General features: G+C 70.6%; 20 protein-coding genes. 9 read left to right on the top strand and 11 right to left on the bottom strand.

The genetic code is table 11. From position 1 onward, the window contains the following. Positions 1–123: 123 nt before the first annotated feature. Positions 124–2,733, bottom strand: coding sequence for an ABC transporter permease/substrate binding protein (locus SMIR_RS31600; RefSeq protein WP_168490145.1), 2,610 nt, complete (start codon positions 2,731–2,733; stop codon positions 124–126). Further along, the gene (locus SMIR_RS31595; RefSeq protein ID WP_212727677.1) at positions 2,726–3,805 is read right to left on the bottom strand and encodes a quaternary amine ABC transporter ATP-binding protein; all 1,080 of its coding nucleotides are present in this window, start codon (positions 3,803–3,805) and stop codon (positions 2,726–2,728) included. The genes SMIR_RS31600 and SMIR_RS31595 overlap by 8 nt, the downstream gene beginning before the upstream one ends. Positions 3,806–3,926: 121 nt before the next feature. Between SMIR_RS31595 and SMIR_RS31590 the strand changes: the two genes are divergently transcribed. Both SMIR_RS31590 and SMIR_RS31585 read left to right on the top strand, forming a co-directional pair. Further along, positions 3,927–4,859: a 5'-3' exonuclease gene (locus SMIR_RS31590; protein ID WP_212728434.1), complete on the top strand. Its 933-nt coding sequence runs from the start codon at positions 3,927–3,929 to the stop codon at positions 4,857–4,859. 207 nt (positions 4,860–5,066) lie between these two features. Continuing rightward, on the top strand, positions 5,067–5,915 hold the full coding sequence (locus tag SMIR_RS31585) for a siderophore-interacting protein (RefSeq protein WP_168490148.1): 849 nt from the start codon (positions 5,067–5,069) through the stop codon (positions 5,913–5,915). A 48-nt stretch (positions 5,916–5,963) separates the two neighbouring features. Here the strand turns inward: SMIR_RS31585 and SMIR_RS31580 are convergent, their stop codons facing one another. From SMIR_RS31580 to SMIR_RS31570, 3 genes are all read right to left on the bottom strand, one after another. After that, a complete protein-coding gene (locus tag SMIR_RS31580; RefSeq protein ID WP_168490149.1) occupies positions 5,964–6,740 on the bottom strand; it encodes an ABC transporter permease in 777 nt (258 codons plus the stop codon). Further along, positions 6,737–7,753, bottom strand: coding sequence for an efflux ABC transporter ATPase subunit, DrrA-related (locus tag SMIR_RS31575; protein WP_212727676.1), 1,017 nt, complete (start codon positions 7,751–7,753; stop codon positions 6,737–6,739). Before SMIR_RS31575 ends, SMIR_RS31580 begins: the two co-directional genes overlap by 4 nt. 191 nt (positions 7,754–7,944) lie before the next feature. Next, positions 7,945–8,595, bottom strand: a complete 651-nt coding sequence (locus SMIR_RS31570; protein WP_168490151.1) for a PadR family transcriptional regulator — start codon at positions 8,593–8,595, stop codon at positions 7,945–7,947. A 224-nt stretch (positions 8,596–8,819) separates the two neighbouring features. Between SMIR_RS31570 and SMIR_RS31565 the strand changes: the two genes are divergently transcribed. Both SMIR_RS31565 and SMIR_RS31560 read left to right on the top strand, forming a co-directional pair. Further along, positions 8,820–10,370: an amino acid permease gene (locus SMIR_RS31565; protein ID WP_212727675.1), complete on the top strand. Its 1,551-nt coding sequence runs from the start codon at positions 8,820–8,822 to the stop codon at positions 10,368–10,370. A gap of 36 nt (positions 10,371–10,406) precedes the next feature. Then, positions 10,407–11,354, top strand: a complete 948-nt coding sequence (locus SMIR_RS31560) for an RluA family pseudouridine synthase (RefSeq protein ID WP_212727674.1) — start codon at positions 10,407–10,409, stop codon at positions 11,352–11,354. A gap of 16 nt (positions 11,355–11,370) precedes the next feature. Here SMIR_RS31560 and SMIR_RS31555 read toward each other — a convergent pair whose 3' ends face one another. From SMIR_RS31555 to SMIR_RS31530, 6 genes are all read right to left on the bottom strand, one after another. Next, positions 11,371–12,840, bottom strand: coding sequence for a cytochrome P450 (locus SMIR_RS31555; RefSeq protein ID WP_168490154.1), 1,470 nt, complete (start codon positions 12,838–12,840; stop codon positions 11,371–11,373). A 102-nt stretch (positions 12,841–12,942) separates the two neighbouring features. Next, complete coding sequence (locus SMIR_RS31550; protein ID WP_168490155.1) at positions 12,943–13,563, bottom strand: GTP-binding protein; 621 nt, start codon at positions 13,561–13,563, stop codon at positions 12,943–12,945. Next, entirely contained in the window at positions 13,544–13,981 is a 438-nt protein-coding gene (locus SMIR_RS31545) for a DUF742 domain-containing protein (protein WP_168490156.1), read from the bottom strand. The genes SMIR_RS31550 and SMIR_RS31545 overlap by 20 nt, the downstream gene beginning before the upstream one ends. Continuing rightward, positions 13,978–14,385 (bottom strand): roadblock/LC7 domain-containing protein, encoded by a 408-nt coding sequence (locus SMIR_RS31540; RefSeq protein ID WP_101406123.1) that lies wholly within the window; start codon positions 14,383–14,385, stop codon positions 13,978–13,980. The genes SMIR_RS31545 and SMIR_RS31540 overlap by 4 nt, the downstream gene beginning before the upstream one ends. Next, positions 14,382–15,998, bottom strand: coding sequence for an ATP-binding protein (locus SMIR_RS31535; protein WP_168490157.1), 1,617 nt, complete (start codon positions 15,996–15,998; stop codon positions 14,382–14,384). The genes SMIR_RS31540 and SMIR_RS31535 overlap by 4 nt, the downstream gene beginning before the upstream one ends. 290 nt (positions 15,999–16,288) lie before the next feature. After that, positions 16,289–16,915, bottom strand: coding sequence for a TetR/AcrR family transcriptional regulator (locus SMIR_RS31530; RefSeq protein ID WP_168490158.1), 627 nt, complete (start codon positions 16,913–16,915; stop codon positions 16,289–16,291). A gap of 329 nt (positions 16,916–17,244) precedes the next feature. Here SMIR_RS31530 and SMIR_RS31525 point away from each other — a divergent pair, with 329 nt between their 5' ends. The 5 genes from SMIR_RS31525 (at position 17,245) to SMIR_RS31505 (ending at position 25,079) form a co-directional block, all read left to right on the top strand. After that, positions 17,245–18,069, top strand: a complete 825-nt coding sequence (locus SMIR_RS31525) for an urea amidolyase associated protein UAAP1 (RefSeq protein ID WP_212727673.1) — start codon at positions 17,245–17,247, stop codon at positions 18,067–18,069. Beyond that, positions 18,066–18,671, top strand: a complete 606-nt coding sequence (locus SMIR_RS31520) for an urea amidolyase associated protein UAAP2 (RefSeq protein WP_097283982.1) — start codon at positions 18,066–18,068, stop codon at positions 18,669–18,671. The genes SMIR_RS31525 and SMIR_RS31520 overlap by 4 nt, the downstream gene beginning before the upstream one ends. After that, positions 18,668–22,183 carry a 5-oxoprolinase/urea amidolyase family protein gene (locus SMIR_RS31515; protein WP_212727672.1) on the top strand — a complete coding sequence of 1,172 codons (3,516 nt, stop codon included), beginning with the start codon at positions 18,668–18,670 and terminating at the stop codon, positions 22,181–22,183. The genes SMIR_RS31520 and SMIR_RS31515 overlap by 4 nt, the downstream gene beginning before the upstream one ends. Before the next feature lie 136 nt (positions 22,184–22,319). Further along, on the top strand, positions 22,320–23,981 hold the full coding sequence (atzF, locus tag SMIR_RS31510; protein ID WP_212727671.1) for an allophanate hydrolase: 1,662 nt from the start codon (positions 22,320–22,322) through the stop codon (positions 23,979–23,981). Positions 23,982–24,152: 171 nt separating this feature from the next. After that, positions 24,153–25,079: a hypothetical protein gene (locus SMIR_RS31505; RefSeq protein WP_168490162.1), complete on the top strand. Its 927-nt coding sequence runs from the start codon at positions 24,153–24,155 to the stop codon at positions 25,077–25,079. The last annotated feature ends 19 nt before the right edge of the window (positions 25,080–25,098 follow it).

The following is a 25,098-nucleotide window of genomic DNA, read 5'->3' as shown; positions in this document are numbered from 1 at the left end:
AGGAAGAGTCGAGCGCACGGACGACGCCGGGCTCCGGGAACGCCGAAAGGGTGGCCCGTCGGTCACACAGGTCCCGGAACCCGTGTGACCGACGGGCCACCCCTCACCGAACGCCCCTCCCGGCTACTGCGGCGTCATCCGCTCCGCCACGTCCGGATGCTCCTTCAGCCAGGTGGCGACGGCCGCCTCCTCATGGCCCTGGCCGCGCTGCTTGATCTCGCTCTCCAGGGTGCCGAGCTCGGACTCGCTCATCCTGAAGTTCTTGATCCACTTGGTGAGCTGCGGGTACCGCTCGGGGAACTTCTTGCTGGAGATGGTCCGGATCGTGTTCCCCTCGCCGAAGAGCTTCTTGTCGTCGGCGAGCTTGGTGAGCTGGTACTCGCTGTACGCCCAGTGCGGGGACCACAGGACGACGGCGACCGGCTGCTTCTTGGCGTACGCGCGCTTCAGCTCGGCCAGCATCGCGGGCGTGGAGCCGTCGACGACCTTGAACTCCTTGTCCAGGCCGTAGCCCGGAAGGACCTTCGTCTTCAGGAGGTTCATCTCGCCGGTGCCCGGCTCGATGCCGATGATCCGGCCGCCGAAGGTGCCCGCCTTGCCCTTGAGGTCCGCGAGGGACTTGACGTCCTTCACGTACGAGGGCACGGCGATCTCCAGCGAGGTCGGCCGGTACCAGGTGCCCAGGTCCCTCAGGTCGTTCTTGTGCTGGTCCCAGTAGTTCGACTGGGCGTACGGCAGCCAGGCGTCGAAGTTGAGGTCCAGGTCGCCGGAGGCCAGGCCGGTGTAGACGGGGCCGACGTCCATCTGCTTGAGGTTCAGCGTGTAGCCGCGCCGCGCCAGGACGTTCTTCCAGAGGTAGGTGACGGCGACGTCCTCGTCCCAGGGGAACCAGGCCACGTCCAGCGGGCGCTTCGTCTCGGCAGCGGCCGCGGAGCTCTTGACCGGGGCCAGCTTGTCGACGACTCCGGGGTTCCGCTTCAGCCAGGCGCGCACCGCGTCCTGCTGCTTGCCCTTGCCCACCTTGTTGATCTCCGCCTCGAGACCGGTGAGCTGCTTCTCCGTCATCCTGAAGTTCTTCAGCCACCGCCCGACGACCGGGTTGTCCTGCGCGAAGCCCTTGCGGGAAAGCGTGTGCACTCCGTCACCCTTGCCCCAGGCGCCCTTCGGGTCCTTGAGCTTCTTCAAGTCGTAGTCGCTGTAGGCCCAGTGCGGCGACCAGAGGGTGACGACGATCGGCTCCTTCTTGGCGTACGCGCGCTTCAGCTCGGCCAGCATCGCGGGCGTGGAGCTGTCGACGACCTTGTACTCCTTGTCGAGGCCGTAGTCCTTCAGGACCTTGCTCTTGAGCAGGCCCATCATTCCGGCACTGGACTCGATGCCGGTGATCTTGCCACCGAAGGTGCCGGCCCTGCCCTTGAGGTCCGCCAGGGAGTCGACGCCCTTCATGTACGAGGGGACGCTCAGCTCCAGCGAGGTGGGGCCGTACCAGGAGCCCAGGTCGTCGAGCTTGCTGCCGTACTTCTTCCAGTACTGCTCGTGGGTGGTCGGCAGCCAGGAGTCCGTCTCGAAGTCGATGTCGCCCTGGGAGAGGGAGGTGTACAGCGGGCCCGCGTCGAACTGCTTGGTGTCGACCTGGAAGCCGCGCTCCTCGAGGATCTCCTTCCACAGGAAGGTGGAGGCGACTCCCTCGTCCCACGGGATGTAGCCGATGGTGATCTTCTTGCCCTGGCCGACGTCCTGGCCGTCGGCCGCGGTGGACGTCGAGTCGGTCCCGCCGAACATGCCCATACCGCCCGCGACCAGCGCGAGCACGACGACACCGATCACGGCGACGGCCGCGCGGGGGCGGTAGGACCAGATCTTCAGGCCCTGCGCGGCGCGCAGCTTGGCGGCGGCACGGCGGCCGAGCGGGGAGACCTGGGTACCCAGGGCGCCGGTCATGCGGTCCAGGTAGATCGCCAGGATGACGATGGCCACGCCCGCCTCGGAGCCGAGGCCGACGTTCAGCTGCCCGATGGCCTCGTTGACGTCGCCGCCGAGGCCGCCGGTGCCGACCATGCCCGCGATGGCGGCCATGGACAGGCCCAGCATGATGACCTGGTTGACGCCGGCCATCACCGTGGGCAGTGCGAGCGGCAGTTGGATGCGCAGCAGGGTGTCGCGGGGCGTGGTGCCGAAAGCGTCGGCGGCCTCCACGAGTTCCTTGTCGACCTGGCGGATGCCCAGCTCGGTCATGCGGACTCCGGGGGCCAGCGCGAAGATCAGGGTGGCCACGATGCCGGCCGGGGCGCCGGTGCCGAAGAACAGGATCGCCGGGATGAGGTAGATCATCGCGGGCAGCGTCTGCATGAAGTCCAGCACCGGGCGGACGATGCCGCTGACCCGGTCGGAGCGCGCCGCCCAGATGCCCACGGGTACCGAGACGACGAGCGCGATGAGCGTGGCGACGAGGACCAGCGAGAGGGTCACCATCGCGTCCTCCCACAGTTCGAGGGAGTCGATGAACGCGAATCCCACGAAGGTGAGGACACCGGCGGAGGTACCGCGCAGCCAGAACGCGATCACCGCGAAGATGCCGGCGAGGAGGAGCGGTTCGGGGGCCTGGAGGACGGCGTCGATGCCGTCGTACGTGCCCTGGAAGACGGTCTTGAAGAAGTCGAAGAGCCACGCCATGTGGTTCAGCAGCCAGTCGACGGCGCTGTTGACCCAGTCGCCGAAGGGAATCCTAGGCACCGGCCGTCACCGCCTCGTCCCGAGGACTGGCACAGCGTTCGGGGGTCCCCTGCTCGTCGCCGAGGAAGGCGACGAGGCGCCGCGGGTGGACGACGCCGACGAGTTCGCGTCGCTCGTCCAGTACCGCCACCGGGTGCGTGAGGCGGGCGCTGATCGCGCAGAGGTCCACGAAGGGGGTGTCGGGCGTGGCGGTCTCGCAGTCGCAGTCCGCCTCGTCGCCGCGCACGTCGGTGTCCATGACGGCTCCGGCGGTCAGGACCCGGGAGCGGTCGACGTCCTGGGTGAAGGAGGCGACGTAGTCGTTCGCGGGACGGACGAGGATGTCCTCGGCGGTGCCGGTCTGGACGATGCGGCCGTCGCGCATGACGGCGATCCGGTCCCCGAGGCGCATCGCCTCGTTGAGGTCGTGGGTGATGAAGACGATGGTCTTCTTGAGCTTCTTCTGGAGCTCGATCAACTGGTCCTGCATGTCACGGCGGATCAGCGGGTCCAGCGCGCTGAACGACTCGTCCATCAGCAGCAGATCGGCGTCGGTGGCGAGCGCGCGGGCGAGTCCGACGCGCTGCTGCATACCGCCGGACAGCTCGTCGGGCCAGGACTTCTCCCAGCCGGCGAGCCCGGCCAGCTCCAGTGCCCTGGTGGCGCGTTCCTTGCGCTCGGCGCTCGGCACGCCCTGGACCTCCAGGCCGTAGGCCGCGTTCTCCAGGACGCTGCGGTGCGGGAAGAGCGCGAAGTGCTGGAAGACCATGCTGATCTTCTTCGAGCGGACCTCGCGCAGCGCGCGGGCGCTGAGCGCGGTCAGGTCCTGACCGTCGAAACGCACCTGGCCCGCGGTGGGCTCCAGGAGTCCGTTGAGCATGCGCAGGAGGGTGGACTTGCCGGATCCGGACAGGCCCATGACGACGAAGATCTGGCCGGGTTCCACCGTGAAGGAGGCGTCGATCACGGCAGCCGTGGTGCCGTCGGCGCGCAGTTCCTCGCGGTCGGCTCCCTGGCGGAGCCGCTCCGCCGCGGCGTCGGGTCGTCTCCCGAACACCTTGTACAAATGCTCGGCCTCAAGCCTGGATGACACGTGTGCCTCTCGATCGGACAGTTGAAAAAGCAACCGGGGTTGTCCCGATGCCGCGCTTGCCCGCACTTACACGGAGCAAACACAGGAGTGGTCCAGGTCACTGTCAGTGGCGTACGGCATGATGCGAGGCGTGACCAGACGCCTGATGCTGCTCGACACCGCTTCCCTGTACTTCCGGGCCTACTTCGGGGTCCCCGACTCGGTGAGGGCCCCGGACGGCACGCCCGTGAACGCCGTGCGCGGGCTGCTCGACTTCATCGACCGGCTGGTCAAGGACCACCGCCCCGACGATCTGGTGGCCTGCATGGACGCGGACTGGCGCCCGCAGTGGCGGGTCGACCTGATCCCCTCGTACAAGGCGCATCGCGTCGCCGTGGAGACCGAGGCCGGCCGGCCGGACGAGGAGGAGGTGCCGGACACGCTCTCCCCGCAGGTGCCGGTCATCGAGGAGGTCCTCGACGCGCTAGGCATCGCGCGCGTGGGGGTCGAGGGGTACGAGGCGGACGATGTGATCGGCACCTTCACGGGGCGCGCCGACGGCCCGGTCGACATCGTCACCGGCGACCGCGACCTCTACCAACTCGTCGACGACAAGCGGGGGGTGCGCGTCCTGTACCCCCTCAAGGGTGTGGGCACGCTCCAGCTCACCGATGAGACCTGGCTGCGCGAGAAGTACGGGGTCGACGGCTCCGGATACGCGGATCTGGCGCTGCTGCGCGGCGACCCGAGCGACGGTCTGCCGGGGGTGCCGGGGATCGGTGAGAAGACGGCGGCCAAGCTGCTCGACCAGTTCGGCGACCTGGCCGCGATCATGGCGGCGGTCGACGACCCGAAGGCGAAGCTGACGCCTTCTCAGCGCAAGCGGCTCGACGAGTCGCGGCCGTATGTCGCGGTCGCGCCCAAGGTCGTGCGGGTCGCCGGTGACGTTCCCCTGCCGGACGTCGACACGGCGTTGCCGCACGCGCCGCGCGACCCGGCCGCGCTGGAAGGACTGGCCGCGCGCTGGGGTCTGGGCGGATCGCTGCAGCGGTTGCTCACCACACTCGGCGAGTGAGCGGGAGCGAGTGAAATCGGCGCCCTCACTCAAGAGAGTGACATTCTCAGTTTAGGGTAGCCTTACTCACAGAGCGCGACTCGACCCCGGCCCCCGCGCGACTCGAGCCTTGGCGTAGGGGGCTCATGAGCTTCTCACGCGGGGGGTGTTAACTAGGGGAGAGATGCTAACTTAGGTAAGCCTAAGCGAGTGAACGAGGAGGCCGTCATGGCAGAGCGTCCGGCACGCAGGTCCAGGAAGCCCCACTCCGCGCACGTCGTGCGGACCGAGCGGTTGACCCCCCACATGCAGCGTGTCGTGCTGGGCGGCGAGGGCCTCGCCGAGTTCACCGCGGGTACCAGCACCGACCACTATGTGAAGTTGCTGTTCGCCCCGGGGGGTGTCACCTACCCCGAGCCCTTCGACATGGAGCGGATCCGCGAGGAACTCCCGCGCGCGCAGTGGCCGGTGACCCGGACGTACACCGTGCGTGCCTGGGACCCCGAACTGCGCGAGCTGACGCTCGACTTCGTGGTGCACGGCGACGAGGGCCTGGCCGGGCCGTGGGCGGCGCGCGTCCAGCCGGGCGAGGTCGTGCGGTTCATGGGTCCGGGTGGCGCATACGCGCCCGACGCGAGCGCCGACTGGCATCTGCTCGCCGGTGACGAGAGCGCACTGCCCGCGATCAGTGCCGCCCTGGAGGCACTGCCGGAGGGCGCCGTGGCCCGCGCCTTCGTGGAGATCTCCGGGCACAAGGAGCAGCAGAAGATCGACTCCGACGTGGAGGTCGTCTGGCTGCACCGCGGGGACCGGCCGCTCGGCGAGGCCCTGGTGGAGGCCGTCCGCGCCCTCGACTTCCCGGCGGGACGGGTGCACGCGTTCGTGCACGGCGAGGCGGGCTTCGTGAAGGAGCTGCGTCGGCTGCTGCGGGTCGAGCGCGAGATTCCGCGCGAGGACCTGTCGATCTCCGGCTACTGGCGTCTTGGGCACAACGAGGACGGCTGGCAGGCGTCCAAGCGGGACTGGAACGCGCAGGTGGAGGCGGAGCAGGAGGCGACCGCGTCGGCCGCCTCCTGACTCCCACCCCCTCGCGTCACTCGGGACACCGGCCCCGGCCCCTCGGGGTCACACGGAACGCTGGTACGACCTGAACGTGCGGATCGACAGCCACACCGCCGCCACGGCCAACGCGAGCAGCGCCCCCGAGCGGCCGAGCACGACACCCCAGTCGGGGTGCTCGGACATCGCCGACCGCCCCGCCACCATCGCCCAGTTGAGCGGATTGAAGTCGGCGATGTGCCGCATCCAGCCCGGCATCTGGGACGGGGCCATGAAGGCCGAGGAGAGGAAGGTCAGCGGCAGCAGCAGGAACGTGTTGATGCCGATGATCGACTCCCGCTCCCGGACCAGCATGCCCAGCGCGTTGGACAGCGCCCCGAAGACCGTGCCGAGCAGGACCGAGGCGACGATCAGGATCGCGATACCGCCGATGCCGCCCGGGTAGTCCGCGCCGCCCAGCAGGCCGAGCAGCACGATGATGACCGACTGCAGGGCGGTGATCAGGCCGTTGTTGACGACGTTGCCGTTCATCAGGGCGGCCCGGCTGACGGGCGTGGTCAGGAAGCGGTCGAGGGTGCCGCGCTGGATCTCGTCGAGCGTGCCCATGCCCGCCCACATGTTGGAGCTGAGCGCGCTCATCACGACCACGCCCGGGACGAGGTAGTCCAGATACGAGGTGGTGCCGAAGCCTCCGAGTTCGACGACCTTCTTGAAGAGGTTGCCGAACAGGAACAGCCAGATCACCGGCTGGATCAGGGTGATGATCGCGTAGGCGGGCTGACGTGCGAACACCATCAGCTGACGCTGGGTCATGTACCAGGTCTGGGAGACGGCGGTACTCATCGGACACCTCCGGCGAGGACGAGGTTCTCGGCGCCTTCCGCTTCCGCCTCCGCGTAACGGCGGCCCGCGTAGCGGAGGTAGACGTCGTCGAGCGAGGGGCGGGCGACGGTCGCGGCGGCGACCCCGACCCCGGCCCGCTCCAGCACCCCGAGCAGGGCGGGCATCGTGGCGGCCCCGTCATCGGCGCGGACACTGACACGGCGGCCGTCGAACAGCGCCTCGCGCACGCCCGGCAACCTGGTGAGGGCGCCGTTCAGCAGCGTACGGCCGGCGTCCCCCAGGGCTTCGCGCAGTTCCACGTGGACGGCGTCACCGCGGAGTTCGCCCTTCAGGGCGTCCGGGGTGCCCTCGACCACGACACGCCCCCGGTCGACGATCGCGATGCGCTCGGCGAGCCGGTCGGCCTCCTCCAGGTAGTGCGTGGTGAGCAGGATGGTCAGCCCCTCGTCGCCGGCGAGGCGGGCGATCTCGTCCCACACCGCGGTGCGCGCCTCGGGGTCGAGTCCGGTGGTGGGCTCGTCGAGGAAGAGCACCTCGGGGCGGTGGACGAGACCGAGCGCCACGTCGAGTCGGCGCCTCATGCCGCCCGAGTAGCCCTTGACCGGGCGCCTGGCCGCGTCGGCGAGCTTGAAGCGGTCGAGCAACTCGTCCACCCGGCGGTTCAGCCCCGCACCCTTCAAGCCGTAGAGCCTGCCCTGGAGTTGGAGGTTCTCCCGGCCGGTGGCCACCGGGTCGGCGCCGGAGTTCTGGGCGACGACGCCGATCGCGCGGCGCACCCGGTCCGGATGGCGCAGCACGTCGTGCCCTGCCACGGAGGCGGTGCCCGAGTCGGGGCGGGCCAGGGTGGTGAGGATCTTGACGGTGGTGGACTTGCCGGCGCCGTTCGGGCCGAGCAGGCCGAAGACGGTGCCGGTCTCGACGGTGACGTCCATGCCGCTGAGCGCGGTGACGTCACCCGGATAGGTCTTGATCAGCTGACGCGCCTCGACCGCGGGCGCACGGGTACTGCTCATGACGACTGCTCTCCTGTGTGAGCGGTGATCTCGGGTGGGTATGCCGAGCCGATCCGCGTGAAGAGCGCCGGGCTATCCTGGGTGTGCCGCACCTCGATGGCCCGGAGCTGCCTCACGGCGGGTTCGGTTCGGGGTTCGAGACCCTGGTGGGGCTGCTGCAACAGCTCTGCCGGGGTCATTTCTCTGTTCGGCTACGGTCTTTCGACCTCACCGGTTTCCAGCTTCAGGTACTCCTCGGGGACCTCCCCCGTCTCGCTGAAGGACCGCCACTCCTTGACGCCCGGAAACGTGCCCGCCGTGACCTCCGCCAGGAAGCCGCGGACCCATTCCGCCTCCGCCTCGATCATGTGCAGCTTGAACTCGGACTCGATCAGGAAGAGCCGGGGCAGCGTCTCGTTGAGCTTCTCCAGGCCGCCTCGCATACTCGCGGCCCGCACCTCCAGCATGTTGAGCCGCTCCCCCAACAGGCGTGCCACCTCGTCGGGATGGAGCACGCCCATCAGTGAGAGCGCGGCCTCGAAGATCGGATACTCCTCCGCCGGGACGGCGAGCAGGTCCGACAGCCACTCGGTGGCCTCCGCACGTCCGGCGTCCGTGATGCCGTACAGCGTGCGCTCGGGGCGGTTGCCCTGTCGCTGCACCTCCGCGACCTCGACGAAGCCGTGCTTCTCCAGGTTCTGGACGACGGTGTAGAGCGAGCCGTAGTTGATCTTCAGGCTGGTGTCCTTGCCCCGTCGGCGCAGGGTCTGGGCGATCTCGTACGGATGCATCGGCTTCTCGGTGAGCAGCACCATGACCGCGAGCGCCAGCGGATTGCTCAGCTTGCGGCGTTTCGTCGCCATGATGACCTCACCTCGTCTCCGAATATCCGTAGCCGAACATATCGCGTGTGCGAGGCGAGCGTCAATACACACGATGTATCGCGATTCCCTTCGGGCCGCAAGGGCGTGAGGACTTAGGCCCGACCCCGACACGGCCGTGTCACGCGAGCGAAACAGGCACTCCCTAATTTCTGTCACCCGACAGGAATACCGCCCACCCTTCCGCGCCGAAGGCAGGTGCCGCCGTGACCACCACCGCCCCCTCCGACGTACGCCCCGACCCTCCGGAGTCCTCCGGCGACCGCTCCCTGGCCGAGTTCGGCTACGGCCAGGAGCTGCACCGCAGCCTCGGCAGGTACGCCTCGTTCGCCGCCGGCTTCTCCTTCATCTCCGTCCTGACGACCGTCTTCCAGTTCTTCGCCTTCGGGTACGCGTTCGGCGGTCCCGTCTTCTTCTGGACCTGGCCAGCCGTGCTGGTGGGCCAGTTGACGGTCGCCGCCTGCTTCGCGGAGCTGGCCGCGCGCTATCCGATCTCGGGCGCGATCTACCAGTGGTCCTCGCGCCTGTCGAACCTCTCCTTCGGCTGGTTCGCCGGCTGGATCATGGTGATCGGGCAGATCGTGGTGGTCGCGGCGGCGGCGCTCGCGCTGCAGATGGTGCTGCCCGCGATCTGGTCCGGCTTCCAGCTGGTCGGCAGAGATCCGGCCCCCACCAGCCCCGACGGCGCTGCCAACGCGGCGGTCCTCGGCGTGATCCTGCTCGTGCTGACCACGCTGGTGAACGTCATCGACAACCGGGTGATGTCGATGATCAACCGGATCGGTGTCACGGCCGAGATCATCGGCGCCGTCCTGATCATCGTGCTCCTGCTCACCCACTCCGAGCGCTCCCCCGGCATCACCTTCCACACCGGCCAGGGCAGCACCGGCCTGTTCGGGGCGCTGATGGTGGGCTCGTTCATGGCCGCGTACGTCATGATCGGCTTCGACAGCGCCGGTGAGATGAGCGAGGAGACCCACGACCCGCGCCGCACCGCGCCCCGCACGATCCTCACCGCGCTCGGCGCGGCGGGTCTGCTCGGCGGTCTCATCGTGCTCGGCGGTCTGCTCGCGGCGCCCAGCCTCACCGACGGCCGTCTCGGCGTCGACGGTCTGAGCTACGTCCTGACCAGCAGCCTCGGCGACGGGGTCGGCCGCGCGCTGCTCGCCGACGTCGTGGTGGCCATCGCGGTGGCGACCCTGGCGATCCAGACCGCCGCCTGCCGCATGCTCTTCTCGATGGCCCGCGACCACCAGCTCCCCTTCTCCGGCCGCCTCTCCAAGGTCAACCCGCGCACCGGTATGCCGAGCGCCCCCGCCCTGGTCGTCGGCGTCCTCGCCGCCGCCCTGCTGCTGCTCAACTTCGCCTCCCCGGACGCCTTCCTGGCGATCGGCACCACCTGCATCGTGATGCTGTACCTGGCGTACGCGATGGTGACCGGTCCGCTGCTGGTCCGCCGGCTGCGCGGGGAGTTCACCGCCGACGGCACCGACGAGAGGGGCGCCCCGCTCTTCTCGCTGGGCCGCTGGGGCGTCCCCGTCAACGCGATCGCCCTCGTCTACGGCCTCTTCATGACCGTCAACCTCGCCTGGCCGCGCGCGGCGGTGTACGACCCGGCGGGCAGGCACTGGTACTTCCAGTGGTTCACGGTGCTGTTCCTGGGCCTGACCCTGGTCGCGGGCGCCGCCTACCGGGCCTACCGGGCGCGGACACCGGTGGCCGGGACTCCCGAGGTGGTCCCGGCCTCGTACGCCTGAACCCCTCCCCCGCCCGAGCCTCGTACGCTTGACCAGGTGAGACGCAGACCCCGGATCCCACCCTCCCCCCTGCCGCAGCGCGAGGGAGTCGACCCCGTACGGGTCAGGCTGCCGCGGGACGGGGGGTGGGCCACCGTGCGGGAGCATCTGGTGGAGCGGCTCGCGGCGGGGGCCGGGGTGATCGACGGGATGTTCGGGGACGGGCTGATCGTCGGCGCCGACGGACGGCCGGTGGCGCCCGACGCGGCCTACGAGCCGGGGATGTTCGTGTGGTTCCACCGGGAGCTGCCCGACGAGGAACCGGTGCCGTTCGCCCTCGACGTGGTGTACCGCGACGAGCACATCGTCGTCGCCGACAAGCCGCACTTCCTCGCCACCACCCCGCGCGGAGGCCACGTCACCGAGACCGCGCTGGCCCGGCTGCGGCGGGAGCTCGGCCTGCCGACGCTCGGCGCCGCGCACCGGCTCGACCGCCTCACCGCCGGGCTCGTGCTGTTCACCGTGCGACCCGAGGAGCGCGGCGCCTACCAGACGCTGTTCCGCGACCGGCTGGTCCGCAAGGAGTACGAGGCGGTGGCCCCGTACGACGCGGGGCTCGCGCTGCCGCGGACGCTCATCAGCCGGATCGTGAAGGAGCGCGGGGTGCTGGCCGCGCGCGAGGTGGCGGGCGAGCCGAACGCCCTCACGCAGGTCGAACTCACCGACCACCGCGAGGGACTCGGGCGCTACCGCCTGCTGCCGAGCACCGGGCAGACCCATCAACTGCGTGTGCACATGAACGCGTTGGGTGTGCCGATCCTCGGCGATCCGCTCTACCCGGTGGTGACCGGCCCCGTGCCGGCCGGCGACTTCCGGCGTCCGCTCCAACTGCTCGCGCGGGTGCTGGAGTTCACCGATCCGGTCACGGGACGCGCGCACCGGTTCGTCAGTGGGCGGGTGCTGCGGGCCTGGTCCTCCTACGACGACTGGGCCCAGGGGGCCTGATCATCTGCGGCCGGGCTCAGTAGCCCCGCCACCAGCGCAGGAAGCGCTGCCAGGCGCCGAGACGGTGCACGGGTTCCGGTGTCGCCGGCGGGGCGGGAGGTGCCACGGGCGCCGGGGCGGGCGCCGCCGTCGGCTCGTCCGTCGTGACCTCCAGGCTCGGCCGCTGCCGCGGGACGGGGTTGATGGAGGGCACTTCCTCGACGTCCTGCGGCGCCTGCGGCGCGAAGTACACCGGAAGCTCCACCAGGTGGCGCGAGGACATCGATGAGCGCCAGCGCAACTCGTCCTCGTCGCCCTCGAGTTCGACGTCGGGCAGCCGGATCAGCAGTGCCTCGACCCCGACGTCCGCGATGGCACGGCCGATGTCCTGGCCCGGGCACTCGTGGGGGCCGCCGCCGAAGGCGAGGTGGGCGCGGTTGCCCATCATGTTGGCCTTGAGGTCGGGACGCACCTTGGGGTCGATGTTGCCCGGCGCGATCCCCAGGATCAGGCCGTCGCCCCGGCGGATCTGCCGGCCGCCCAACTCCGTGTCCTGCTTGGCGAAGTAGCCGAGGACCGCGCTGAACGGCGGCTCGTCCCACAGGGACTGCTCGACCGCCTGGGGCACCGTCATCTGGCCGCCGTTCAGCTGGGCGCGGAAGCGCGGGTCGGTGAGCACCACGCGCAGCACGTTGGCGAGCAGGTTGGCCGTGGCCTCGTACGCGGCGAGCAGCACCAGGCGCAGGTGCTGGGAGACCTCGTCGTCGGTGAGCTGGGCCGGGTGGTTGATCAGGACGCTGGTGAAGTCCCCGAAGGTCTCGGCCCGGCGCCGGGCGGTGTGCCGGATCAGGATGTTCATGACGTACTCGTTGCTGGCGATCGCGGTCTCGGTGCCCCTGAGCAGGTCGCGGGTGGCCTGCACCAGCCGGTCGTCGTACTCGTCGGGCATGCCGAGGATCTCGCACAGCACGGCCATCGGAAGGTGCTCGGCGAACTGGCTGACCAGGTCGGCCCGGCCCTTCTCGCAGAACCGGTTGACGAGCAGCTGGGTCGCGCGGTTGATGTGCCGCCGAATGGTGCGGTGGTTGATGGTCGACATGGCGCCCATGACCGCGCCGCGCAGCCGCAGGTGTTCGTCGCCCTCGGCGTGGGAACAGATGGGCTGCCAGGCGATGTGCGGCGCGAGGGGGTGGTCGGCGCCGGCCGTACCGTCCTGGACGGCCGTCCACAGCCGGCTGTCCCGGGAGAAGTGCGTGGGGGAACTCACCAGGTGCAGGTTCTCGGCGTGGCCGAGCACCACCCAGATCGGCACGTCGTTGTGGAGCAGGACGGGGGCGACCGCACCGTGCTCCTGACGGAGTTTCTCGTACAGGTCTCCCAGGTCGTCCGCCTCGGGGCCGTACAGCCGGTGCAGTCCGCCGGGACCGAGGCCGTGGGCGGGGCAGCCGGGCGGCGGGGTGGGCGTACGGTCGTCCGTACCGGCCGGGAAGTGGGATTCAGACGTCACGGTGATCGCTCCGAAACTGAAGTGGATCCGGTGTCTTGGGGGTGTCCGGGTTCTTGGGTGTGGTCCGGTGGCCTGGGACGGGAGTGGCGGCCGCCGCGGGCATCAGGCGCGGGCCTGGCTCATCGTGAGCGAGTACAGGAAGTGCATCAGCGTCATCAGGACGTCCCGGCTGGAGGCCCGGCGGCGCGCGTCGCACTGCACGATCGGGATGTCCGCGGGCAGGTCGAGCGCGGTGCGCAGCTCCTCGATCGGATAGTCGGGCGCGTCCGGGAAGGTGTTTATGGCGACGACGAACGGCACACCGCGCTCCTCCAGACGGCCGATCACATCGAAGCTGACTTCCAGCCGGCGGGTGTCGATCAGTACGACCGCGCCGAGCGCGCCTTCGAAGAGGCCGTTCCACAGGAACCAGAAACGTTCCTGGCCAGGGGTGCCGAAGAGGTAGAGCACCAGTTGTTCCGTGATGCTGATGCGGCCGAAGTCCATGGCGACGGTGGTCGCGGTCTTGGTCTCCGAGCCGTAGTTGTCGTCGATGCCGATGCCGGCCTGCGTCATGGTCTCCTCGGTGGTCAGCGGCTTGATCTCGCTGACGGCACCCACCATGGTCGTCTTGCCGACTCCGAACCCACCCACGATCACGATCTTCACGGCGGCTTGCGCCGAGTGCGGCAGATGGTCCTCGGCGCGCGGGCCGGTGATCGTCTCAGAGCTTTTGAAGTCCATGCATCACCGCTTCGAGGAGGGAACGGTCGGGCAGCGCCGAGCGGACGATCGGGGCGCGTGCCTGTACCAGTTCGGCCGCCAGCAGCTCGGTGAGCAGGACGGTCACCACGCTGAACGGCAGATTGAGATAGGCCGAGAGCTCGGCCACGGACAGAGGGGCCTGGCAGAGCCGGAGCAGCGCCGACTGCTCCGGCTGGGTGGTGGGCGTCGGCGCGTCGGCGCGCGCCACGATTAAGGTGACCAGGTCCAGCTCGGCCCGCTCGCCCGCCTCGCCCCCACCGGTGAGCAGATACAGGCGCCCGGGGTTCTTGGGGTCCTCTTCCTCACCGTCTTCCTCACCCGCTTGGGGAGGCCGCTCCTGGGGAGGCTCGGTGAACTCTTCTTTGGGGTATCGCCGCCGGCGTTGCGGAGGAGTCATACGGTCTGCCCGTTGCGCCTCGGCGGACTGGTCAGATGGGCACCGATCCGGGCGACGAGGTCGCTCATGCGGTTGCTCATGAGGCCGGGCTCCGCGATCTGGTTGGCGAGGACCGCGAGATAGGCGTTGGCCCCGGCGGACATCAGATAGAAGTAGCCTCCGTCGATCTCGATGAGGACCATCTTCATCGTGCCGTCGCTGCTGGGAACCTCGCTCGCGACCGCCGTGGCCAGACTCTGCAGGCCCGCGCAGGCCGCGGCGACGCGGTCGGCGGCGTCCGGGTTGCCGCCGTAGCGTGCGATGCGCAGTCCGTCGGCGGAGAGCACCACGATCTGCTGGATACCCGGTACGCCGTCAGCGAGATCCCTGAGCATCCAGTCGAAGTTGTCCCGCTGATGGATCACTTGAGGTCCCCCTCGTCGTCGGCCTCCGAGGCCGGCTGGTTCTTGCCGGTGAACGCGTTGGGGTCCGGGTCGCGCTTGAGGCCCTCCCAGAACGCCTCGACCCAATGCCCCGGTGGCTTCTCCTGCTCCTTCTCCTTCTCCTGCTTCTTCGGGGCGGCGGGCACGGTGCCCCAGGAGGGCGCCGCGGCCGCGGCCTCCGCCGCCGCTTCTTCCTCGGCGGCGATCCGGGCGGCCTCGGCGTAGCGCTCCCTGAGCGGGGTCTTGACCCGGCTGCGGCGCTGCGGCAGGCCGTTGGGCGTCCACTCGGTGACCAGGGGGGCGTCGTCCTCCCTTGACCCGTCGCCCTGCTCGGGAAGGCGGGGTCCGGTGGTCGGGCGGCGCTTCTTCGGCTTGCGATTGGGCCCCTCGACCCCGTCGGTGTCCATGGTCGCGGTGGAGTTCGCGCCGATGCCGTGGGCGAGGGAGGCCGCGGGGTCCTTGGTGAGCATGTTGCTCGGCACCACGACGACCGCGCGGACACCGCCGTACGCGGACTGCCGGAGCGCGATCGCCATGTCGTACATCTTCGAGAGCCGGCCCACGACGGAGATGCCGAGCCGGGGGGCCTCGCCCAGGACCTGGAGGTCGGTGCCGGCCGCGGCCTGCCGGAGCAGTTCCTCCATCTTGCCGCGGGCCTCGTCGCTGAAGCTGACGCCGGAGTCCTCGATCTCGATGGCGACACCGGTCTGCACCTTGAGCGCGGTCAGGTGCACCTTGCTGTTCGGCGGCGAATAGCGGGTCGCGTTGTCGAGGAGTTCGGCGACCGCGTGGATGACCGGTTCGACGTGGATGCCGTTGACGTTGACCTCGGCGATCGAGTGCAGCTCGATGCGGCGGTACTCGAGGATGCGGGACATCGCGCCGCGCATCACGCTGAACAGCGGCACGGGCTTGGGCCAGTTGCGGCCCGGGCGGCCGCCGCCGAGCACCGCGATGGAGTCGGCGAGGCGGCCGATCAGCGCGGTGCCGTGGTCGATGCGCAGCAGGTCGTCGAAGACCTCGGGGTTGCGCCCGTGGTCCTCCTCCATCTCGCGGAGTTCCTTGTTCTGCTGGTGGACGATCGCCTGCACGCGGCGGGCGATGTTGACGAAGGAGCGGTGCGAGGAGTCGAGCAGCAGCTTCTCGGTGTCCAGCAACTGCAGGAAGGTGCCCAGCAGATCCCGTTCCACCTCGGAGATCTGGGGCAGGCTGGGGTCGTCGACACCGAAGCGGAGCGCCACCGTGCCGGGGTTCATGCCGCGGTTCATGCGCCTGATCGCGGCGGGCAGGACCTCGTGGTGGAAGCGCACGATGTCCTGGTCGTGGGCGGCGATGCGCTGTTCCAGGTACGCGGTACGGCGGGCCAGTTCGGCGCGCACGGCACGGATGACGCGGCCACGACGTACGGCTTCGGCGGCGACCGCGATCACCAGCAGCGTCGCGATGCCGCCGCACCAGCCGACGGCGGCCCGGGCCGGGCCCGTCACCAGGGCGACGGCGGCCCCGGTCACCGCGGCCATCAGTATGGCCGGCGGCAACAGCACGCGCGCGTAGGGAAGTTCACGGCCACCGGGAGGCGATTGAACACTCACCATGTATGCCCTCTGTGACAAATCGGCTGGGGTAGGGGGAGTTCGTGGGGGAAATTGCGTGGTCAAACCGGATCTTCGGAACTTTTGGGAACAAGCGCACGAATACATCTCAACTCGGTGCGCTGCGGGCGAGCTTAGTCCGACCGGATCATCGCCGTGTCATATTCAGCAACCGCCTGAAATCGCCCGCATGACAGGAGTACTCTCGGCCATTTACACGCTCAGGCTTCGTTCGCACACGGCGAGTAGCGGCGTACGGGCATGCGAAAACCGCAGCTCCACAGGGCGGTACGTCAGATTCCGGCGATCCGCAGCGCCGCGTCGGCGGTTGCTTCGGCGAAGGCGGACACGGGCCGCTCGGGGTCGGACCGGTGCACGAGGATCACCCCTTCGATGAGACCGAACAGCAGATCCGTCCGCAGATCGAGTTCACTCTTGACGAGCGCGCCACCTGCCGCGGTCGCGGCCAGCAACTGCCGGTAGGTGTCCTTCAACTCGGCCCGTACGGCATGGAAGCCGGCGAAGCGCTCGGCGCGCACCTCGGGCAGCAGATACAGCCCGCCCAGGTTGTGCGGGCCCCCACAGAGCAGCTCCACGTCGGTGCGGCACAGCTCCCACAGCCGGCTCTCGGGCGGGGTCGCGTCGTCGGCGAGGAGCTCCCGGGCGAAGGCGAGCGAGGGGGTGACGGTCGACTCCAGGAGCTCGGCGAGCAACTCCTCCTTGCCGGAGACGTAGTGGTACATCGACGCCTGGCGCATACCGGCCCGCTCGGCGACGGCACGGGTGGTCGTGGCGGCGTACCCGCGCGTCGTGAACAACTCGGCGGCTGCGTCGAGCAGTTCGTCCCGCGGCGACAGCCCGCTGTCCGGCCGCTGCGCGGCCCGAGGCCGCCCGACCCGTCGCCCACCACCACTTCCCATGCGTTCGATCCTCGCACACGACACCGCCCCCAAGGGGGCGCGAGGAACTGCGCGCCCAGCCATGAACGACCCGCAGCTCCAAACCCACAGCACGCCCCACCCACCAGGGGCGCGGGGAACTGCGCACCCAGCCACGAACGACCCGCACCCTCAAGCCCACAGAGCACCCCGCGCCCTCGAACCCGCGGAGCGACCCGCACCCTCAATCCCGCGGAGCGACCCGTGAGGGGTCGGTAACCGTCCGGCAACACTCGGGACACGGCCCCGACCCTCCCCGCCCCTAATTTCTGTCGAGCGACAGAAATCACCCAGGAGCCGGAGGACTCGCGATGGCGACAGCGACCACTTACGGAGCCCGTGCCCACGCCCGGGCGCAAGAGGGCTCCCGCACGGAGGCCATGCCCGTCGTCCCGGCGAACGCCTGGCCCGCGCCCCCCTGCGAGGCGGGCCACCTGGTGTGGGCGGAGACGGTGGCGGTCGGCAACTACACGCACAGGGTGCTGGCCCGCGGCACGGAACTCAGGCTCACCGACCTCAGGGGCGACGCCTGCGCACACCTGCTCCTGTACGCCGCCGACCGCCCCTGGGAACGCCTGAACGTGGCGGACACGGTCAAGGTCCAGTGGAACGCCTACCTCGGCGAGGGGCAGCTGCTCCTCTCCGACCAGGGCCGCGTCCTCGCCTCCCTGGTCGCCGACACCTCCGGCCGCCACGACACGCTCTGCGGCACCTCCACCCTCGTACGCAACACCCAGCGCTACGGCGACGGAACCCCGCAGTCCGCCTCCCCCGCCGGTCGCGAACTCTTCAAGCTGGCCGCCGCCAAGAACGGCCTCGAACCCCGCGACCTGCCGCCTTCGCTCTCCTTCTTCCAGGGCGTGGAGGTCCGCGACGACGGCTCGCTGGACTTCACCGGTTCCGCGGGCCCCGGCGGCAGCGTGACGCTCCGCGCCGAGCAGGACGTGACCGTGCTGATCGCGAACGTGCCGCACCCCACCGACCCCCGTACGGAGTACGTCAGCACTCCGCTGGAGGTCCTCGCCTGGCGCGCGGCCGCGACCGCGCCGGGCGACCCGCTGTGGGAGGCCACGCCCGAGGGCCGCCGCGCCTTCCTGAACACCGCCGAGTTCCTTGCCGCGAGGGGGATCGCATGAAGACCGTGGTTCCGGCCCGGGCCGCCTGGTCCGCCGTCGTCCGCACCGGAGAGACGCTCACCGTCACCGACCTGCACGGCAACCAGGCCGTCGACTTCCTGGTGTACGACGCCCACGACACGACCGTCCGCTACAGCGCGCCCGACACGATCCACGCGCAGGGCAACCTCTTCCTCACCACCGGCAGCGTGCTGATGTCCAACGAGCACACCCCGCTGATGACCGTGGTCGCGGACGAGGTCGGCCGGCACGACACGGTCGGCGGCGCCTGCTCCAAGGAGTCGAACACCCTGCGGTACGGCCACCACACCTGGTCCCAGCACGCCTGCGTGGACAACTTCCTCGCCGAGGGCGCCAAGTACGGCCTCGGCAAGCGCGATCTCGTCTCGAACATCAATTGGTACATGAACGTGCCGGTCGAGAAGGACGGCACCCTCGGCATCGTCGACGGCATCTCAGCCCCGGGGCTCACGCTGACCCTGCGCGCCGAGTGCGACGTTCTCGTGCTGGTCTCCAACTGCCCCCAGATCAACAACCCCTGCAACGGCTTCGAGCCGACCGCGGTGGAAATGACCATCGAGGCGAGCGGGGCGACGGGATGACCTTCGACACCCTGCTGGTCGCCAACCGCGGCGAGATCGCGGTACGGATCATCCGCACGGCCCGCGAACTCGGCCTGCGCACGGTCGCCGTGTACTCCGACGCGGACCGCTCCGCGCCCCACGTCCGGCTCGCCGACGAGGCGGTACGGCTGGGGCCCGCGCCCGCGAAGGAGTCGTATCTCGACGCCGACCTCGTCCTGAAGGCGGCCAAGGACACCGGGGCCGGGGCGATCCACCCCGGGTACGGCTTCCTGTCCGAGGACGCGGCCTTCGCGCGGCGCTGCGAGGACGCCGGGATCGTGTTCGTGGGTCCGACGCCGGAGCAGCTGGAGCTGTTCGGGGCGAAGCACACGGCGCGGGCGGCGGCGGAGGCGGCCGGGGTGCCGTTGGCGCCGGGCACGGGACTTCTCCCCGGTCTCACCGAGGCTTTGGAGGCGGCCGCCCGCATCGGCTATCCCGTCATGCTGAAGGCCACCGGCGGTGGTGGTGGCATCGGTATGTCGGCATGTCGCTCCGCCGATGAACTGACCGAGGCGTGGGAGCGGGTACAGCGCGTCGCCGCGGCCTCCTTCTCCTCCGCCGGGGTCTTCCTGGAGCGGCTGGTGGAACGCGCCCGCCATGTCGAGGTGCAGGTCTTCGGCGACGGCCGGGGTCGGGTCGTCACCTTCGGCGACCGGGACTGCTCGCTCCAGCGGCGCAACCAGAAGGTGCTGGAGGAGGCCCCGGCACCGGGCCTGCCGTCCACCGTGCGCGCCCAACTGGCCTCCTGTGCACGAGACTTGTGTGCAGCTGTCGGATACCGCTCCGCCGGAACCGTCGAATTCGTCTACGACGCCGCACGCGAGGAGGCGTACTTCCTCGAGGTCAACACCCGCCTCCAGGTGGAGCATCCGGTCACCGAGGAGATCTACGGCGTCGACCTCGTCGCCTGGATGCTGCGGCTCGCGCGCGGGGAGTCGGACGTCGTCCGCGATCCGGGGGCACCGCGCGGTCACGCCGTCGAGGCCCGGGTGTACGCCGAGGACCCCTCGCGCGACCACCGGCCGAGCGCGGGCCTGCTCACGCGGGTCGAGTTCCCCGGCGGCGTCCGCGTGGACGGCTGGGTGGAGACCGGCACCGAGGTGACCACGTCGTACGACCCGATGCTCGCGAAGGTCATCGCGTACGGCCAGGACCGGGCGCACGCGCTGCAACGCCTCGACGAGGCGCTGGCCAGGACCCGGGTGGACGGCATCGAGACGAACCTGGGGCTGGTGCGGGCCGCGCTCGCCGACCCTTCCTTCCGGCGGGCGACGCACTCGACGGCGACGCTGGCCCGAGTCACCGATCCCACTCGGCGCATCGAGGTCGTCTCCGGCGGGACCCTCACCACGGTCCAGGACTGGCCGGGCCGCACCGGCTACTGGCAGGTGGGCGTGCCCCCCTGCGGCCCGATGGACGACCTCTCCTTCCGGCTCGGCAACCGCGCTCTCGGCAACCACGAGGGGGCACCCGGTCTGGAGTGCACTCTCCAGGGGCCGACCCTGCGCTTCACCCACGCCACGACGGTCTGTGTCACGGGCGCACCGGCGCGGGTCACCGTGGACGGCGCGGCGGTCGCGCAGTGGGAACCGGTGACGGTACCGGCGGGGGCCCTGCTGGAGGTCGGCTCCCCCACCGAACACGGCCTGCGCACCTACGTGCTCTTCGCCGGCGGGGGCCTGGACGTACCGGCGTTCCTCGGCAGCGCCGCCACGTTCACGCTGGGCCGGTTCGGCGGACACGGGGGCCGCACCCTGAGGACGGGCGACGTACTGCACGGCGGCTCGGCGACGGATCACGGGGCGCCGGTACCGGTCGGCGACCGCCCCGGGTTCTCCTCCAGCTGGCGGGTCGGCGCGCTCGAAGGCCCGCACGCCGCACCGGAGTTCTTCACCGAGGACGACATCCACGACTTCTACGCCGCCGACTGGAAGGTCCACTTCAACTCGGCGCGCACGGGCGTACGGCTGGTCGGCCCGAAGCCCCGCTGGGCGCGCACGGACGGCGGCGAGGCGGGCCTGCACCCGTCCAACATCCACGACACGCCGTACTCGGTCGGCGCCGTCGACTACACCGGCGACATGCCGGTGCTGCTCGGCCCGGACGGCCCCTCGCTCGGCGGCTTCGTCTGCCCGGCGACGGTCGTCAGTACGGAACGCTGGAAGCTCGGCCAGTTCCGGCCCGGTGACACCGTGCGGTTCGCACCGCTGGCCGACGACGGCTCCCAGCGGGCCGCGATCGTCGACGGCGGGGTGCTCGCACGGGACGGCGACGTGACGTTCCGCCGCAGCGGCGACGACAACCTGCTGGTCGAATTCGGACCGCTGCAACTGGACCTGGCGCTGCGCATGCGGGTCCACGCGCTGATGGAGGCCGTGACCGAGGCCGCGCTCGACGGCGTCACGGACCTGACCCCCGGCATCCGCTCCCTCCAGATCCAGACGGACCCCGGCAGGCTTCCGCAACACGAACTCCTCACCACGGTGCGGGAGATAGCCCGAACACTCCCGCCGAGCGACCAACTGGTCGTGCCCTCCCGCACGGTGCACCTCCCCCTCTCCTGGGACGACCCGGCGACCCGCGAGGCGATCGCCCGCTACATGGCGGGCGTCCGCGACGACGCGCCCTGGTGCCCGTGGAACATCGAGTTCATCCGCCGCGTGAACGGCCTGGACTCGGTGGACGACGTGTACCGCACGGTGTTCGACGCGGAGTACCTCGTCCTGGGTCTGGGCGACGTCTACCTCGGCGCACCGGTGGCCACCCCGCTGGACCCGCGCCACCGCCTGGTGACCACCAAGTACAACCCGGCACGCACCTGGACCGCCGAGAACTCGGTCGGCATCGGCGGCGCCTACCTGTGCGTCTACGGCATGGAGGGCCCCGGCGGCTACCAGTTCGTCGGCCGTACGACCCAGGTGTGGTCGGGGTGGCAGCAGCGCGGTGCGTTCGAGCCGGGTTCTCCCTGGCTGCTGCGCTTCTTCGACCGCATCAAGTGGTACGCCGTCGAGCCCGACGAACTCCTCGACCTGCGCGCCGACATCATCTCGGGCCGCTTCGTGCCCCGGATCGAGGAGGGCGTCTTCTCACTCGCCGAGTACCAGGCCTTCCTCGCCGACCACTCCGCATCCATCGCGGAGTTCCGGGCCAGGCAGGGCACCGCGTTCTCCGCCGAGCGCGACGCCTGGGAGGCGGCCGGCGAGTTCGACCGGGCGGACGCCGCGTCGGCACCCGCGGCACCCACCGCCGAGGTGACCGTCCCCGCGGGCGGCCGCCTGATCGAGGCCGAGTTCGCGGCCTCCGTGTGGCAGCTGAACGTCAAGCCGGGCGACCGGGTGACGACCGGCCAGCCCCTGCTGGCGTTGGAGGCGATGAAGATGGAGTCCAGGGTGCCCGCCCCGATGGACGGAGTGGTCCAACAAGTCCTCACCAAGCCCGGCGCCCAGGTGGAAGCGGGCACAGCACTGCTGGTCCTGGCACCCGCGAGCTGAAAACACGCCGGTGGCCTGTGGGCAGGCGTTCCTCCCTCAAGTACTCGGCTCCGCTCGAACAGGGGGCACCCCCATGGGCGGAACGGGTGGGCACAGGCCACCCACCGGCCGGCAGCCATAGAACAAGGAGCAACCCATGTCCGCCGTCACCCGAGTCCGCCTGGCCTACGCCCGCATCGAAACCGTCGACCGACCCGAGATCTGGATCGACCTCCGCCCCCAGGCACAGGTCGAGAAGGAAGCCCAGGCCATCGACGCCCGCCTCGCCGCAGGCGAACACCTCCCCCTCGCCGGCAAGCTCCTCGCCGCGAAGGGCAACATCGACGTGGCCGGCCTGAAGACCACCGCAGGCTGCCCGGCCTACGCGTACACCCCGGAGGTCGACGCCCCCGCGGTCGCCCGCCTCCGCGCAGCCGGCGCACTCGTCCTCGGCACCACGAACCTCGACCAGTTCGCCACCGGCCTGGTCGGCACCCGCTCCCCGCACGGCGCCGTACGGAACGCCCTGGACCCGGCCAGGATCAGCGGCGGCTCCAGCTCGGGATCGGCCGTGGCCGTGGCCCTCGGCATCGTCGACCTCGCCCTCGGCACCGACACGGCCGGCTCCGGACGCGTCCCCGCCGCCTTCAACGGCATCGTCGGCCTCAAGCCCACCCGCGGTCTCGTTCCGGCCACCGGTGTCGTCCCGGCGTGCGCCTCGCTCGACTGCGTGACCGTCTTCGCCCGTACGCTCCCGGAAGCCGAGCAGGCCCTCGCGTACCTGGCGTCCCCCTCCGGACGCGAACTCCCCGCACTCCCCCAGCGGGCCCCCGGCCCCTGGCGCGTCGCCGTCCCCCCGACGACGCAGCTCGGCGAACTCGACGAGGGCTGGGCGGAGGCGTACGAGGCCGCCGTGGGCCTGCTCGTCGAGGCCGGGGCCGAGGTGCGCACTCTCGACCTCACCCCGTTCACCGAAGCGGCGGCGATGCTCTACGAGGGCGCCTTCGTCGCCGAGCGCTACACGGCGGTGGGGAGCTTTGTCGACAAGTTGATCAGTGAGGGAGGTGAGGGTCTCGACCCGACCGTCGCCGGGATCATCACCCGCGCCCGGGACATCCCGGCCCACCAGCTCTTCGCCGACCAGGACCGGCTGGCGGCCCTGCGCACCCGGGCCCTCGCCGAACTCGGCGACGCGGACGCCCTGTTGCTGCCGACCGCACCCGGCCACCCCACGCTCGCGGAGGTCGCCGCCGACCCGCTCGGTGCCAACGCCCGGCTGGGCCGCTTCACCAACTCCACAAACCTCTTCGACCTGGCGGCGGTCGCCGTTCCGGCCGGTCTCACGCCCGCCGCTCTGCCCTTCGGCGTGATGCTGATCGGCCCGGCGTTCACCGACGAACGCCTCGCCCGGATCGCCGCGCTGCTCCAGCCGGAGCTGCGGATCGCGGTGGTCGGCGCCCACCTGTCCGGCCAGCCCCTGAACCCCCAGCTCCTGTCCTTGGGCGCGGAGTGGGAGCGCACGACCACGACGGCACCCGCCTACCGTCTGCACGCGCTGTCCACCACCCCACCCAAGCCGGGCCTGGTCCACGTCGGCGAGAGCGGCGGGGCCGGCATCGAGGCCGAGGTGTGGCGACTGCCCGCGGCGGGCCTCGGCCGGCTGCTCGCCGACCTGCCCCGGCCGATGGCACTGGGCCGGGTCGAACTGGCCGACGGCACCCACGTGCCCGGCTTCCTGTGCGAGCCCGCGGCGCTCGAAGGCGCCGAGGACATCACGGAGTGCGGCGGCTGGCGCGGCTACCTCCGGACGCGCGCCTGACCTCACGGCCGTGGTCGGGCCGGAAGGCCGACGAGTCACGATGCGGCAAAAAAGCATCGCGGAAACGGACGCGGGCCGAACGCGCCCCGGGGCCGGGGCGTCACAGGCGTGACACGAGCTTCGCCCCGCACCACCCACGTTCCGTTCGTCAGCGCCGGCCCCGGGGGACCCATGCAGTCCAGGACCACACGCATCGCCCATCTGCTCGTCACCCTCGCCTTCCTGACCGCCGGAGCCGGTGCCGTCACGGGGTACGGCAGCGAAAGGGCCGCCGGCAGCGGGGTGCAGGCCCCCGGCACCGGTCAGGAGTCGCGGGCGGAGAGCCGGGCCCGACAGGTCGCCGACGCCTGGGACGGTTCCGAGGCCGCTCGGCAGTGGCGCAAGGGCTACTACCCGATGGCGGACGCGGTCCAGTTGCCCGAGGGCGGCCTGCGCGGCGAAGCCGACAAGCGGGCCTTCACCACGCAGAACTTCGTGCTGCGCGGCGCACTTCCGGCACTCCCGCGGAAGGACGGGGAGGTGAGGTGGAAGAGCGGAGCCTCCCTCACCCTGCCGCTGATGGCGGCGGGCAAGGCCTACGAGAGGGTGGCGCGCGGCGGGAACGACGGCCCGCACCTGACCGTGACCGGGGCGAAGCCGGGCGAGATGACCCTGGCCACCAGCCGGGGCCCGGCGACCGTTCCGGCCTGGCTGTTCACCCTGGAGGGCTACGACACTCCGCTCAAGCGCGCTGCCGTCGGCCCCTCGAAGCTCCCCGAGTCGCCGATCAGGCCGAGCCGGGATGTCCCCGCCGGCACGCCGACCCCGCTCGACCGGCTCGTCGCGGTGGCCGGCGACGGCCGAACCCTCACGGTCCTGGCCGACCACGGGTCCTGCGACTCCGGCCCGGCCGTGCACGTACTGGAGACCAGGACCGGCGTGGTGCTGTCCGCGTCCGTCCTCGGAGCGAGGAAAGGTCCCTGCACCGGTGAGAGGATCCGCGCGAGGGTGACGGTGAAGCTGACCCGCCCGATCGGCGACCGTATCCTCCTGGACGCCCACACCGGCCGCCCCGTGCCTCATGAGGGGCCGCACGAGCCCTCACCGAGCTGGAGCTGACACAAAGGTGCGCCGCCCC

Source organism: Streptomyces mirabilis, from assembly GCF_018310535.1.
GTDB lineage: Bacteria > Actinomycetota > Actinomycetes > Streptomycetales > Streptomycetaceae > Streptomyces.
This window is presented reverse-complemented; position numbering and strand designations above follow the sequence as displayed.